This is a genomic window from Motiliproteus coralliicola (assembly GCF_003345655.1).
Lineage (GTDB): Bacteria > Pseudomonadota > Gammaproteobacteria > Pseudomonadales > Balneatricaceae > Motiliproteus > Motiliproteus coralliicola.
In genome coordinates this window covers 554,528-567,796 of the sequence record NZ_QQOH01000001.1, presented here as the reverse complement: position 1 = coordinate 567,796, position 13,269 = coordinate 554,528, and the positions used below count along the sequence as shown (strand labels likewise).

The window sequence follows — 13,269 nt, the reverse complement described above, 5'->3', positions numbered from 1 at the left end:
TCAAGGATGCAGGCCGATTAGGCCTTGGCCGCAGCTTTGGCTGCCTCATTGATCAACGCCGGCCCCCGATAAATAAAGCCACTGTAGAGCTGCACCAACGACGCTCCGGCACGGATCTTCTCCGCAGCATCACGCCCGTCACAGATGCCACCAACACCGATAATCGGCAGAGCTCCGTCCAGTGCTTTGGACAACGACGAGATCACCTGGGTTGAACGGCGTCGTACCGGAGCCCCACTAAGACCGCCGGCCTCTTCTGCGATGGGAGAACTCTGAACGGCTTTGCGATCCAGGGTGGTGTTAGTCGCGATCACCCCATCCAGGCGATATCGGATCAACGCCTTGGCCACCATCTCGATCTCTTCCTGATCCATGTCCGGTGCGATCTTTACCGCGATCGGAACATAGCGGCCATAATAATCGGCCAACCGGGCCTGTTCATTCTTAAGCGCTTCGAGCAACTGGTTGAGGGATTCACCGAACTGCAGCGAGCGAAGCCCAGGCGTATTGGGTGAAGAGACGTTGACGGTAATGTAACTGGCGCGACTGTAGACCTTACGCAAGCAAAGCAGGTAATCGTCGGTCGCACGCTCCACCGGGGTATCGAAATTCTTACCGATATTGATACCCAGGATGCCGTCGAAGCGACTGCTGTCTACTTGGTCGATCAGGTAGTCCACCCCCTGATTGTTGAACCCCATCCGGTTGATGATCGCCTGATGCTCAGGAATCCGAAACAACCTAGGCTTCGGGTTTCCCGGCTGCGGTCGCGGGGTTACCGTGCCGACCTCAATAAAACCGAAGCCCAGGGCTGCCAGACCATCGATATGCTCGGCATTTTTATCCAATCCCGCAGCCAAACCAACCGCATTGGGAAACTGGATCCCCATCACTTCGACCGGCGCGTTAACCTGGCGGTAGATAAGCTGGCTTAGCCCGGTCAACTCGGCCATGTCGATAGCCGACATCGACAGACAGTGGGCGGTTTCAGGCTCAAAACGGAATAGCAACGACTGCAGGGTGGCGTAGGACATAGCGGGCTCCTTGGAAACTGCCCGGCATTATACGGAATAGGCCAATATATGCACGGGGGAGCGATGCTATAGCGGCAGAATATCGACGAATTTACCCTGGGCGTCGAAGCGGATCCGGAAGCTGCCGCAGATACCGTTATGTTTAAGGAAGGGCTGCAGGATCCCGACCGGAAAACGCAGCCGTCGGCCGTCGCGGGCGCGACAGCTGACCACCTGGCTTTCACCCCGGTAGTACTTCAGATACTCATCGGCACTGATCAAAAGATCGACGTCGACACTCTGCAATGATGACGAACCAGCCACCCAATCATTCCCCGCTCAACCGATTGACAGCCCGGCTCAAGACGGCAATCTCTGCACCTCCTCAGGCGGCGGCAATCTCCGACAAGCGTTTGATCGCCACGGTATAGATCGCATAGTCCTGCCGGTCGCTGTTTTTCAACTCCGCCAGCATACTCAGCCACTGGGTGACCATCAACTCATGCTGTCCGACCCAGGCTTCAAAACCGGCATCGGCATCCGGCTGATCCAACAGGTAGGGAATCAACGCCAGCCCCAGGCGCCGGGTCTGCAGTTCCAGATCGTCGCGCAAGGTTTCACGCGCACTGGCCTGCCAATGGTTGATGACGCTAAGGGAGTCGATGGTGCGCGATAACCAGAACAGATCCAGACGCTCGCCCAACAGACAGTACACCGCAGCCACCTGCTTCAAGCCAACCCGCTCATCGGAGATTTCATTCATTCCTAACGCCGCATACAGCATCGTGGTACCGGCTATCTGACGCGCTAATGGCTCGGGCACACCGGCCTGGGAATAGAAATAGAATCGATCTTTCCAGGCCTGGGCCGGGCTTCCCAGCAGCCAATCACCCATATTTTCCGCCAACTGCTGCAATAGTGGCTGCAACTGGTCCAGATCACCCTGATCCAACAGCAAGGGATGCCGATTTCGCAGCAGCCATCTAGCAGCTCGACGTATCATCCGTTGCAGCTCCAGCAGCATCCGAAGCTGTACTTCACGCCGCACTTCAATCGCTTCCAGCGCATCGATCTGCTGCCACAAACCGGTCAGATCATAGATGTCCCGCGCCAGAATATAGGCCCGGACTATCTCTTCGACGCTGGCCGCCGTGGTACTGCGCATCCGGTGCACGAAACTGCACCCCATATGATTGACCAACGCATTAGCGATCCGGGTTGAGATCAGTTCCCGTCGCAACGGGTGCTGCTGCAACTGATCGGCAAAACGCTTGACCATCTGGTCTGGGAAGGCATCGAGCATCACCTTCTGCACGTAGGGGTCATCCGGTAATTCAGAATCCAACAGCTGCTGCTTCAACCATCCCTTGGTGACCGAGATCAGTACCGCCAGCTCCGGCCGGGTCAAACCCTGCCCCAGCTGTCGACGCCGATCCAACTCATCCTCATCGGGGATACTCTCCAACTCACGGTCAAGCAACCCTTCTCGCTCCAACGCCTGGATATAGCGGCGATATTCTCCCAGCCGTTCATGGGCCTGGGCTTGAGCCATGGTAATCGCCTCAACCTGCTGAAAATTATCCCGCAGAACCCGCTCAGCCACCGGATCGGTCATCTTCACCAAGAGCTGGTTACGTTGCTTGGCGGTCATCTCACCGGCTCGAACCTGTTCATCCAGGAAAATCTTGATGTTGACCTCATAGTCGGAACAGTTGACGCCGGCCGAATTGTCGATGAAATCGCCGTTACAGGAACCGCCTTGCAGCGAGTATTCGATCCGCGAAGCCGCCGTCATCCCCAGGTTGCCGCCCTCGCCCACCACCCGCGCTCGCAGCTGTCCGGCATCGATTCGAACATTGTCGTTGGCTTTGTCGCCAACATCGGCATGTCGCTCGAGACTGCTCTTAACATAGGTGCCGATCGCACCGTTCCAGAGCAGATCCACCGGTGCCGCCAGCAACGCGCAGAGGAATTCATTGGCGCTGAGCCGGTCGGCCTCGATACCGAAACGGCGCTTCATCGCCGGAGAGATGGCAATCATCTTGGCCGACCGATGAAAAACCCCACCGCCCTCCGAGATCAGGTCACGGTCGTATTGATCCCAGTCGGCAACCGCCTCAAACAGGCGTCGGCGTTCTGCATAGGAGGCTTCAGGATCGGGATTCGGGTCGATGAAGATGTAGAACTGGCTAAAGGCGGCTACCAGCTGAATCTGGTTGGAGCACAGCATGCCGTTGCCAAATACGTCGCCGGCCATCGCCCCGATACCCACCACGGTGAACGGTTCTTTCATGCTGATGTTCAGCTCGCGGAAATGACGCTGCACCGCGACCCAACCGCCACGCGCCGTGATTCCCATGGCCTTGTGGTCATAACCCTGGCTACCGCCGGAGGCGAACGCATCGCCAAGCCAGAAATCATACTGCTGGGCGATCTCATTAGCGGTATCGGAAAACGTCGCCGTTCCCTTGTCGGCCGCTACCACCAGATAGGGATCCGGCTCGTCGTAGCAGCGCACCTGATCCGGATGTTCGACGGTGCCGGCTATGGCATTGTCGGTCACATCCAGCAACCCTCGGATAAAGCCCTGGTAACAACTACGCCCCTCTTCAAATCGTTGCTGCGGGCTCATGCCGTCCTTCAGCCGATGACAGACAAATCCGCCCTTGGCCCCCACCGGGACGATCACCGCATTTTTGACCTGCTGGGCTTTGACCAGCCCCAATACTTCGGTCCGGTAATCCTCGCTGCGGTCCGACCAGCGCAACCCGCCCCGGGCTATTTTCCCCGCCCGCAGATGCACACCTTCGAAGCGGGCGCTATGGACGAAGAGTTCGAACATCGGCGCCGGTTGTGGCACCTCCGGCAGCGCTCTGGGCTTGAGCTTCAGCACCAGGGTGGTTTTCGGTTTTGCGTCGGCATCCAGTTGAAAGAAGTTGGTCCGCACCGTGGCACTGATCAGGTCGTTGTAGAGCCGCAGGACGCGATCTTCGGTCAAGCCCGGCACCTGATCCAAAGCACTGCTAAAGGATTCCAACAGGTGTATCCGATCGGCAACGATCTGATGGGGTTCTAGCCCTTGCAACTGCGCTGGATTAAAGCGCTGATTAAAGATCTCGATCAGCAGGCGACTGATCTGTGGATAGGCCATCAGACTCCCGGCGATCGCATGCTGGCTCAGGGTAATCCCGATCTGCTTCATGTAAGCGGCATAGGCGCGCAGGACACTCACTTCGCGCCAATCCATCGAGGCTCCAAGCACCAGTCGATTAAAACTGTCACTGGCGCAATCTCCGGCCCAGATATGGTCGAATGCCTCGAGAAAGATATCGCGTACCGACTCTATTTCGATCGGGGTCCCAGCACTGTGCGTCAATCCGAAATCGTGCAGCCAGACTTTGTTGCCATTGAGCTGGATCGCGTAGGGGTGCTCGTCCTGCACGATCAGCCCCAGGTGTTCCATTACCGGAATCACGTCCGATAATGGGATCGGCTTGCCGTAATGGTAGAGCTTGAAGTTAAATCGCTCGCCCTGCCCACCCAACGGCCGGTAAAAACTCATCCCCAGAGGATGATCGGGAGTCAGTTGCAACACCCGGTCGATGTCGGCCACCGCCGCCCGGGGGGAAAAGTCATCCCGATAGGAGGCCGGAAAAGCCTGTTTGAACTGGCCGTGGATCACTGCGCCCTGCGCATCACCGTAGGTATCGGCCAGGGCTTGCAACAACTCCTCCGCCCAACTGCGCGCGGCCTGAATCACCCGCTGCTCGAGCGATTTTAGATCCACTTCGGCGCCGGTATCCCGCTCGCCCATATGGAGGATAAACTGGGTTCGCGCCAGCAACGATTCGGATAACAGGGTGTTGAACTCCACCTGCTCGCACTCGAAGGCTTCACACAGAATCCGCTGAACCCGCTGACGCAGGTCGGTGTTATAGAGATCGCGCGGTACAAACACCAGACAAGAGTAATAACGCCCATAGGCGGCCCGACGAACAAACAGCCGGATCTGACGCCGCTCATGGATATGCAGGATATCCAAGACGCTCTCGAACAGGGCTTCAGCATCGATCTGGAACAGGTCATCGCGCGGATAGGTTTCCAAGATCTGGCGCAACTCCTTCCAGTCGTGGCTACCTGGATAGAGCTCAGCCCGCTCCAGCACCTGTTCCACCTTGGTCCGTACCACCGGAATCGTGCGCGGACTTTCGGTATAAACCGGTGAGGTGTAGAGCCCAAGAAAGCGATGCTCGACGCTGACCATCCCCTGATCATCGAATTCACGCAGCAGAATGTAGTTGGCATAAACCGGTCGATGTACCCTCACCGGAGTACTCGATTTGGCAAAGCCGATCAGCTCGTCCAGATCGGTCGCCTGACCCGGCCGGACCGATACCTCACTGAGCAACCGGGCCTCGGTCTCGGCCCAGGGCATGCGACATAGACCCAATCGACTCGAAGATTGCGAACGCAGCACCGGACCACTCTTATGCTTGACCAATTTAAACTGCTCATAGCCGAGAAAGGTGAAGTGGTTGTCCATGGTCCAGCGCAGAAAAGCCTGCTGCTCTTGGAGCAACTCGGGCGGCAGCTCAGCCTTATCCAACCGTTCCAGCAAGGCATTGGATTGCGCCATCATCGCGTCGAAATCTTCGGTAACCGCCTCAACATCCCCCAGCACCTCGATCAAGGACTGCTTCAACTCGCGCTGCTCGGCGGGCTTGGCATAACGGTCGATCTCCAGATACACGTAGGATTCATTGTCCGGCGACTGCTGATCAAAATTCGACAGGCTGAGCAGCTCACCGTTGTCACGCTCGACGGTAAGAATCACGTTCTGGATATTGTGCAGCGTCAATCCGCGACGATTGACCTCCATCCGCAATGAATCGATCTGGAACGGCATATCATCCAACAGGATCAGGATGATGGTGTGGTTTGAAGCCCAGCCGTTGGCTTCGTTATCCGGGTTGAACACCTTGACCTTGGTCTGGCCGGTTTGCCGCTGCTGCAGAAAATACCAGCCTTCGAGAATCGAACCGTAGAGCTGATCGACCGGAATACCCTCGATTTCACGGGCCGATACAGAGCGGTACAGCAGCGAGGCAAAATGTCCGATCGCCTCGGCCTGCTCGGCCGGAAGTCGGGCCGTCAGCTGTTCCTGCAATCGATTTAGCGTACTCTGATAACGATCAGCAACACCCTGCGCCATGACAATCCCCTTCGCCAGATTTCAACCCTAATAGAATAGTCGAGAGTGCCGCAGAGCATGGCTAAGCTGCTGTAGAAAAGTGATATTTTTTAAATTGTTGCGAAGCTTAAGAGGGTAAACGAGGGACCGTAGAGGGGAAGTCAGAGGCTGCGATCCGCAAGCACGCTAATCGCAACCTCAGGCAGGAAAACTCGACCGCTGGACTAGCTCTGGTCAGAGTCGGAGCGATCGCCGGGCTCGGTTTGATCCATCAACTCCTGTGAACGCTGCGCGACCGCCGCAGGGTCTTGCTTGAGTCTTGTCTTACGCTTAACCGGCTGGCCATCCGCACCCTTGCCGCGCTTGCTCCGCTGCTCATCCTGAAGCTGGTCAAACTGGCTACGCTGGCGCGCCTTGAGTTTGTTCTGCGCCACCCGGCGCTGACGCTGATCCTGTTCAGCGCTCTCAGGAACAGGAATGCGACCCGCCTCACGACGGGATTTTTTCTGGCGAGTCATAGATATCTCCGATTGACTGACTGAGGACCGGGCACGACGGGATCACCCCCGTGGCGGGTCGTTACGCGGTGACTGGTGCGATGAATCCTGCTGCTCAAGCTGCTCTTGCTCCAGCAAACGCTGCCGCTCCAGCTCGGCCAGGCGTTTCTTCTCCACCCACTCACCAACGGTTTCAAAACTGAGCCGGCCGATTAATCCTGAGCGCAGATCACCGATCAGAATCTCGCCGGCCTTGGTACGATCGACTACGCCACCGCTCTTCAGGCAGCCGCGTTTACGCCCGACCATATCCAGCAGTTCATCGGCGCTGGCAGGCAACTCGGTGAGTTTGAATCGCTCTTTTAGCAGCTGCGGATAATCACGGCGTAGAAAGTCCAGGCTGTAGAGGGCAATATCCTCATACTCCACCACGGTGTCGCGAATCGCACCACTGGCCGCCAGGCGATAGGATGAATCTTCATCTTCGATCTTAGGCCACAGGATACCCGGCGTATCGAATATCGCCAGACCGTTATGGGCGACAAATCGCTGCTGGGTCTTGGTCACGGCCGGCTCATTGCCGACCTTGGCCAACTTACGACCCATCAACGCATTGATCAGGGTCGATTTGCCCACGTTGGGAATCCCCATGATCATCACCCGAACCGGACGATCGGCCGCGACTCGCGCCGGGGCCGCTGCCTTACAGCGTTCCACCAGCTGTTGCAGTTCCTGCTTCTGTCCCATCCGCAACGGCATCGCCTGGACGGTATCTTCGCTCAGGTATTTGACCCATTTGCGGGTTCGTCCAGCATCGGCCAGATCGCTCTTGTTGAGCACCTTGATAACCGGCTTGCGACCTCGAAGCTGTTCCACCAGCGGGTTTTCGCTCGATTGGGGCAGACGGGCATCAAGAACCTCGATCACCACATCGATCTGATCGATCACTTTGGCGATCTCTTTTCGCGCCTTATGCATGTGACCGGGAAACCACTGAATCGACATTATTAAACCACTCTGTCCGTGCTCAAATTCTGGCCGCGCATTATAGCCCAGCGCGATAGCACCTGTCCGATCCTTGTTCCGGATCAACGTAAGCTTGATTCAGCCTTTGAAGCCGATAGGCTATCACCTTGCATTGGGCTAGAATGCCCTGAAAACATCCGCTTGGACTTACTGAATGGACCAGACTTCCTCGAATAGCCAGACGCTGATGGCGCGCCAGCCGATCTTTGACCGTCAACTCAAAGTTATCGCTTACGAGCTGCTTTACCGCAGCGATAACGACAGCGACGGTGATTTTCTCGAGGGCGACCAGGCGTCCAGCCAGATGCTGCTGAACTTCACCAGCATCAGCGACGAAGGGGCCACGAAACGGGTACCCGCCTTTATCAAGCTGACCCGTGAGATGCTGCTGAACCAAACCCTGCCCACACTACTGTGCAAGCAGGTGGTGGCCGAGCTCCCCGGCGACATTGAGATCGACAAGCCGCTGTTGCTGGCGGTGCAGAAGTTACGCAAAGACGGCTTCAAGGTTTCGATCGACGATTTTATCTTCGACCCCAAGTACGCGCTGCTGCTCAAACTGGTCAATATCGTCAAGATCGATGTTTCCCAGTTGGATGAGGACGAAGTTAAACAGCAACTCGAAGCACTGGAGCCCTACAAGGTTACCCTGCTGGCCAAACGGATCGACAAGCTCGACCACCTCTACGAATGCGTCGACATGGGTTTCAAATTGTTCCAGGGCCACTTCCTGAGCAAACCCCAGGTGGTCAAGGGCAAAAAGAGCGTAACGGCCAACTCGCTGGCCCTGATGCAGGTGGTACAGGAGGTACAAAACCCCAACACCACCGCCGATAAGCTCGAACACCTGATCATTAAAGACTCGGTGCTGACATTCAAACTGTTGCGCATCGTCAACTCCGCCGCTTACGCACTGACCCGCAAGATCGATTCGCTCAATCAGGCGATCGTGATGCTGGGGCTGGATCAGGTGAAGAAATGGGCCACCCTGATCGCGATGAGCAGCAACAAGGACAAGCCGACCGAACTGTCGCGCGGACTGCTGGTCAGAGCGCGGATGTGCGAGCTGCTGGCCGAGTCCAAGGGTTACCCGGACACCAGCAACTTCTTCCTGGTCGGTATCATGAGCGAGATCGACGCGCTGATGGATATGCGCATGGACGAAGTGCTCAAGCAGATCCCCCTGAACGAAGAGCTCAAGGCCGCAATCGGCAAGCGCAAAGGCACCCAGGGCGAGGTACTCAAGGCCGCCTTCGCTTACGAACGTGGCGAATGGGATCGCCTCTCCGACTTCGATATCAACGATGCGGTCTATGAAGGGGCCTACCGTCACAGCCTGAGCTGGGCTCAGGAAGTGATGCAGTCGATGTCGGAAGATAACGCCTAACCCCGACCGACAAGAACGATGTCCAACTCTCGTGTAATCGATTCGGCCCGGATTCGGGCCGATTTCCCTCTACTGACCGACTCCGATCTCTGCTATCTCGACAGTGCCGCCACCACCCAGAAGCCACAGGCGGTGATCGATGCTCTGAGCCGTTACTACCAGCAGGATAACGCCAACGTCCATCGCGCCGCCCACCGCCTCAGCCGACAGGCCACCGAAGCGTTCGAGCAGGCTCGCGAGAGGGTTCAACGCTTTATCAATGCCGCCCATAGCAGCGAAATCATCTGGACCCGCGGCACCACCGAAGGGATCAACCTGGTGGCCCACAGCTTCGGTCAGCTGGCGATCGCTGCAGGTGACGAGATCCTGATCAGCGAACTGGAGCATCACGCCAACATCGTACCCTGGCAGCTGCTGGCCCAGCGCAGCGGTGCGAAACTGCGGGTCATTCCCATCCGGGATGACGGCGACCTGGATCTGGAAGCCTTCGAGGCGCTACTCAACCCGCGTACCCGCTTGTTGGCCCTGACCCAGGTATCCAACGCCCTGGGATCCGTCAATCCGATCGAAACCATGATCGAACAGGCCCATCGAGTCGGCGCCAAGGTGTTGATCGACGGAGCTCAGGCGGTCAGCCATTTCCCCATCGACGTGCAGGCGCTGGATTGCGACTTCTACCTGTTCTCCGGCCATAAGCTCTACGGCCCCACCGGTATCGGCGTGCTCTACGGCAAGCAGGCATTGCTGAGTGTGATGCCACCTTGGCAAGGCGGCGGCGAGATGATCGAGCGAGTGAGTTTCGAGGCCAGCAGTTTTCAGCCACCGCCCTTCCGCTTTGAAGCCGGCACCCCCAATATCGCCGGTGCCATCGGGCTGGCTACGGCGATCGACTACCTGGAAAGCTTCGACCGCCGCCAACGCCTGCGTCACGAACAGCAGTTGCTGAACTACGCCGAACAGCAGTTGAAACTCGTGCCGGGGCTGCAAATCCTCTGCAACCCTGGCCAACGGATCGGGCTGATACCCTTCGTAATCGAAGGACTGCACAACTTCGATCTGGGCGCCCTGCTCGATCAGCAGGATATTGCCATCAGAACCGGCCACCATTGTGCCATGCCGCTGCACCAGCGGCTGGGGCTCGACGGCAGCGCCCGAGCCTCGTTCGGACTTTACACCACCAAGCAGGATATCGACCGCCTGGTGCAGAGCCTGCTCAACCTGCTGGCCCCCGAAACCTCATCCGATGATTGTGACTCCACATCGCCACAACGCCCGACGGCAGCCAGCCCCCTTCCGGATACCCAGCCGCTACTGGACGCACTGCTATCCAAATCCCATTGGAAAGCACGCTATGCGTTGCTGATGAAAGCGGCCCAGCAACGCGCCGAAGACCCAGAACTGCGGCAGCCTCAAAACCTGCTTCACGGTTGCAGCAGCCGGGTATGGCTGCAGCACCACTACGATACCAAGACAGGTACACTCCATTTCAACATCGATAGCGACGCAAGAATTATCAAAGGCTTAGGAATGCTTCTAATGGAGAAGCTTGAACAATGCCCGACCACCGAAATCAACCCGCAGACGCTACAGCAAAGCATTGCCCAGCTTCAGTTAGAGAAGCATCTGAGCCCATCGCGAAGCAATGGTCTACAGGCCATCATCGATGAGATCGTAGCAATCGCTGCACGGTATCGATAACTCAAACAGCAGACTGAGATCCATCCGTCTAGGCTTACTGGGAACTATCTGCGCTCGATCGGCTCCATAGTCGCGTAATACCCGTTCGTATGGATCACAAACAGGTCATGCCATGTCTAAAATGAAACACTACGCGCTGATGTTCAGCCTCGTGGCCTTAACCGCCACCGCCACGGTTGCCCAGGCCAGCAATCTGCTGTTTTTGTCCAACTCCGTCCTGAAGGATCTTGATCCTCAGGATGCCGACTCTCTCATAGCCGAGATGCAGACTACCCTGGAACAGGCCCAGGATTTTGAGATCAGGCACTGGCAGTCGGCCTATAGCGACCTGAAGGTTCGGATCCAGCCGCTGATCACCTATCAGAGTAACCAGCAGCAATGCCGCGCGGTCCGGATCCGTTTGACCCAACCGATGGGTAAAGACGAGCGCTACCAGTTTGATTACTGTCGTAACGTCGAGCGTTGGGACATCAGCTACACCCCGGCCGGTAGCTTTGACGAGAATGACTGGCAGCTACTTCAGCGCACGGTCCAACGGGCGCTTAATGAGAATAACAATGGCCAACCCAGCTCCTGGACCAACCATAACAGCAAGCACTCCGGCGTCGTCGTTCCCTCGACCTCAAAGATGAATGGCGGTGAGCGCTGTCGTCAGACCGCCATCACCATCTTCGACAGCCATGGCAAATCCTCAAACGGCAGCTACCTATTCTGCCTCCAAGAGGATGGACAGTGGCAGCGACGGCTATAAGTGCCGAGAGGACCCACTAAGGCTCAGCTCGACGCAGCCGCCTGCCGGGTGGCCCGCTCGATCAGCTTATCGATCACCCGGGCAACGGCCACAAAACCGAAGGTTGCAGTGACACAGGTGCTGGCACCAAAACCAGTGTTGCAGTCCAGCCGCATCCCCTCTCCCTCCTCGGTGGTGCGCTTCTGGCCACAGACCGAACCATCGGGCTGCGGATAACGAAGCTGCTCGGATGAATAGACGCAGGGCACATCGAAGCGGCGCTTCGGATTGGTGCTGAAATTGTAGAACCGTCGCAGGTGCGAACGTACCTTGGCCGCCAGCGGATCCTGCTCGGTACGGCTAAGATCCGCCACATCGATACGGGTCGGATCGACCTGGCCACCGGCCCCACCTATGGTGATCACTGGAATTTTACGGCGCCGACAACAGGCGATGATCGCCGCTTTGGCACGCACATCGTCGATCGCATCGATAACATAGTCGAAGCGCTGGTCCAGCAGCTCCCAGGCGTTCTGCTCATCGATAAACTCTTCGACCTGATGGCAGCGGCAGTCCGGATTGATCTGCTCCACCCGCTCGGCCATCACCGCCACTTTGGATTGGCCGATGGTTTGGCTAAGGGCATGAATCTGGCGATTGGTGTTGGTCACGCAGAGATCATCCAGATCGATCAAGGTCAGCTCACCGACGGCACTGCGAGCCAGGGCTTCGACAACCCAGGAACCGACACCACCGATACCGATAACGCAGACATGCGCCTTCGCCAGCGCCTCAACACCATCGGTTCCATATAAGCGGCGGGTACCGCCAAAACGCTGATCCATATGAATCGATCGACCTCTTAACTGTGCTCACTGGAAAAGGACGCTATTGTAGCGCCGTCAGGGCTCAAAGGTCAGCTGTTAAGCCAATGGATAGCCCCGTATAATCGGCCTCCCTGCCATTGCCACAGATAAAGCCGCTCCATGCTCAGCAATATTCGAATCGTCATGATCAACACCTTCCACCCGGGAAACATCGGCGCTGCCGCCCGGGCGATGAAAAACATGGGCTTATCCGAGCTGGTGCTGGTCGAACCCCGGCTGTTCCCAGATCCGGAAGCCAGCTCCCGTGCTGCCTCGGCCACCGACCTGCTCGACAACGCCCGGATCGTCAGCAGCCTGAGCGAAGCCATTGCCGACTGCCCGCTGGTGATCGGCGCCAGCGCCCGTAGCCGCAGTTTCCCCTGGCCAATGCTTGATGCCGAACAATGTGCGACCAAAGCCGTTGCCGAGTCGGCGCAGGGGCCGGTGGCGATCGTGTTCGGCCGTGAGCGGATGGGGCTGCATAACGATGAACTGATGCAGTGCCACTTCCACGTCGCCATCCCATCTAATCCCGATAGCCCGGTACTCAATGTCAGCTCTGCGATTCAGGTGATCTGTTACGAAATCTGGAAGACTCAGCTTAGCAATGAGAATGAACCAGAGACGCTCGAGTACCCAACCCAGCAGCAGATGGAAAACTTCTATCAGCACTTGGAGCAAACCCTGGAGCAGGTCGGTTTTCTGATTCCACAACACCCAGGCAAGACGATGACCAAGCTTCGACGGTTGTTCAATCGTACCCGCCCGGAGACGATGGAGTTGAATATGCTTCGCGGGATCCTGAGCGCTATCGGTCGCGACAAAACCTAACCTCAACCATTAAGTTACGGGCTGCGGTAA

At 57.4% G+C, this 13,269-nt stretch carries 10 protein-coding genes; 4 read left to right on the top strand and 6 right to left on the bottom strand.

Annotated elements, in window-relative coordinates:
• Nucleotides 1–17 precede the first annotated feature (17 nt).
• The 5 genes from DV711_RS02605 to ylqF all read right to left on the bottom strand — a co-directional run bounded on the left by DV711_RS02605 (nucleotide 18) and on the right by ylqF (nucleotide 7,706).
• A complete protein-coding gene (locus DV711_RS02605) occupies nucleotides 18–1,034 on the bottom strand; it encodes a quinone-dependent dihydroorotate dehydrogenase (RefSeq protein ID WP_114694084.1) in 1,017 nt (338 codons plus the stop codon).
• A gap of 66 nt (nucleotides 1,035–1,100) precedes the next feature.
• Nucleotides 1,101–1,337, bottom strand: coding sequence for a DUF2835 domain-containing protein (locus DV711_RS02600; RefSeq protein ID WP_243633714.1), 237 nt, complete (start codon nucleotides 1,335–1,337; stop codon nucleotides 1,101–1,103).
• A gap of 61 nt (nucleotides 1,338–1,398) precedes the next feature.
• Nucleotides 1,399–6,225 (bottom strand): NAD-glutamate dehydrogenase, encoded by a 4,827-nt coding sequence (locus DV711_RS02595; RefSeq protein WP_114694082.1) that lies wholly within the window; start codon nucleotides 6,223–6,225, stop codon nucleotides 1,399–1,401.
• Nucleotides 6,226–6,428: 203 nt separating this feature from the next.
• Nucleotides 6,429–6,722 (bottom strand): hypothetical protein, encoded by a 294-nt coding sequence (locus DV711_RS02590; protein WP_114694081.1) that lies wholly within the window; start codon nucleotides 6,720–6,722, stop codon nucleotides 6,429–6,431.
• A 42-nt stretch (nucleotides 6,723–6,764) separates the two neighbouring features.
• Entirely contained in the window at nucleotides 6,765–7,706 is a 942-nt protein-coding gene (ylqF, locus tag DV711_RS02585) for a ribosome biogenesis GTPase YlqF (RefSeq protein ID WP_114694080.1), read from the bottom strand.
• Between the two features lie 175 nt (nucleotides 7,707–7,881).
• Here ylqF and DV711_RS02580 point away from each other — a divergent pair, with 175 nt between their 5' ends.
• The 3 genes from DV711_RS02580 (at nucleotide 7,882) to DV711_RS02570 (ending at nucleotide 11,563) form a co-directional block, all read left to right on the top strand.
• Nucleotides 7,882–9,114 carry an EAL and HDOD domain-containing protein gene (locus tag DV711_RS02580; RefSeq protein ID WP_114694079.1) on the top strand — a complete coding sequence of 411 codons (1,233 nt, stop codon included), beginning with the start codon at nucleotides 7,882–7,884 and terminating at the stop codon, nucleotides 9,112–9,114.
• 18 nt (nucleotides 9,115–9,132) lie between these two features.
• Nucleotides 9,133–10,812 carry a SufS family cysteine desulfurase gene (locus DV711_RS02575; RefSeq protein WP_114694078.1) on the top strand — a complete coding sequence of 560 codons (1,680 nt, stop codon included), beginning with the start codon at nucleotides 9,133–9,135 and terminating at the stop codon, nucleotides 10,810–10,812.
• Between the two features lie 112 nt (nucleotides 10,813–10,924).
• Nucleotides 10,925–11,563 carry a hypothetical protein gene (locus tag DV711_RS02570; protein ID WP_133297385.1) on the top strand — a complete coding sequence of 213 codons (639 nt, stop codon included), beginning with the start codon at nucleotides 10,925–10,927 and terminating at the stop codon, nucleotides 11,561–11,563.
• 23 nt (nucleotides 11,564–11,586) lie between these two features.
• Here DV711_RS02570 and tcdA read toward each other — a convergent pair whose 3' ends face one another.
• Nucleotides 11,587–12,387: a tRNA cyclic N6-threonylcarbamoyladenosine(37) synthase TcdA gene (tcdA, locus tag DV711_RS02565; protein ID WP_114694076.1), complete on the bottom strand. Its 801-nt coding sequence runs from the start codon at nucleotides 12,385–12,387 to the stop codon at nucleotides 11,587–11,589.
• 141 nt (nucleotides 12,388–12,528) lie between these two features.
• Between tcdA and trmJ the strand changes: the two genes are divergently transcribed.
• On the top strand, nucleotides 12,529–13,239 hold the full coding sequence (gene trmJ, locus DV711_RS02560) for a tRNA (cytosine(32)/uridine(32)-2'-O)-methyltransferase TrmJ (protein ID WP_114694075.1): 711 nt from the start codon (nucleotides 12,529–12,531) through the stop codon (nucleotides 13,237–13,239).
• Nucleotides 13,240–13,269 lie beyond the last annotated feature (30 nt).

Coding starts and splice junctions, on each gene's coding strand:
- DV711_RS02605 (WP_114694084.1), bottom strand. CDS start 1,034: ATGTCCTACGCCACCCTGCAGTCGTTGCTATTCCGTTTTGAGCCTGAA.
- DV711_RS02595 (WP_114694082.1), bottom strand. CDS start 6,225: ATGGCGCAGGGTGTTGCTGATCGTTATCAGAGTACGCTAAATCGATTG.
- DV711_RS02590 (WP_114694081.1), bottom strand. CDS start 6,722: ATGACTCGCCAGAAAAAATCCCGTCGTGAGGCGGGTCGCATTCCTGTT.
- ylqF (WP_114694080.1), bottom strand. CDS start 7,706: ATGTCGATTCAGTGGTTTCCCGGTCACATGCATAAGGCGCGAAAAGAG.
- DV711_RS02580 (WP_114694079.1), top strand. CDS start 7,882: ATGGACCAGACTTCCTCGAATAGCCAGACGCTGATGGCGCGCCAGCCG.
- DV711_RS02575 (WP_114694078.1), top strand. CDS start 9,133: ATGTCCAACTCTCGTGTAATCGATTCGGCCCGGATTCGGGCCGATTTC.
- DV711_RS02570 (WP_133297385.1), top strand. CDS start 10,925: ATGTCTAAAATGAAACACTACGCGCTGATGTTCAGCCTCGTGGCCTTA.
- tcdA (WP_114694076.1), bottom strand. CDS start 12,387: ATGGATCAGCGTTTTGGCGGTACCCGCCGCTTATATGGAACCGATGGT.
- trmJ (WP_114694075.1), top strand. CDS start 12,529: ATGCTCAGCAATATTCGAATCGTCATGATCAACACCTTCCACCCGGGA.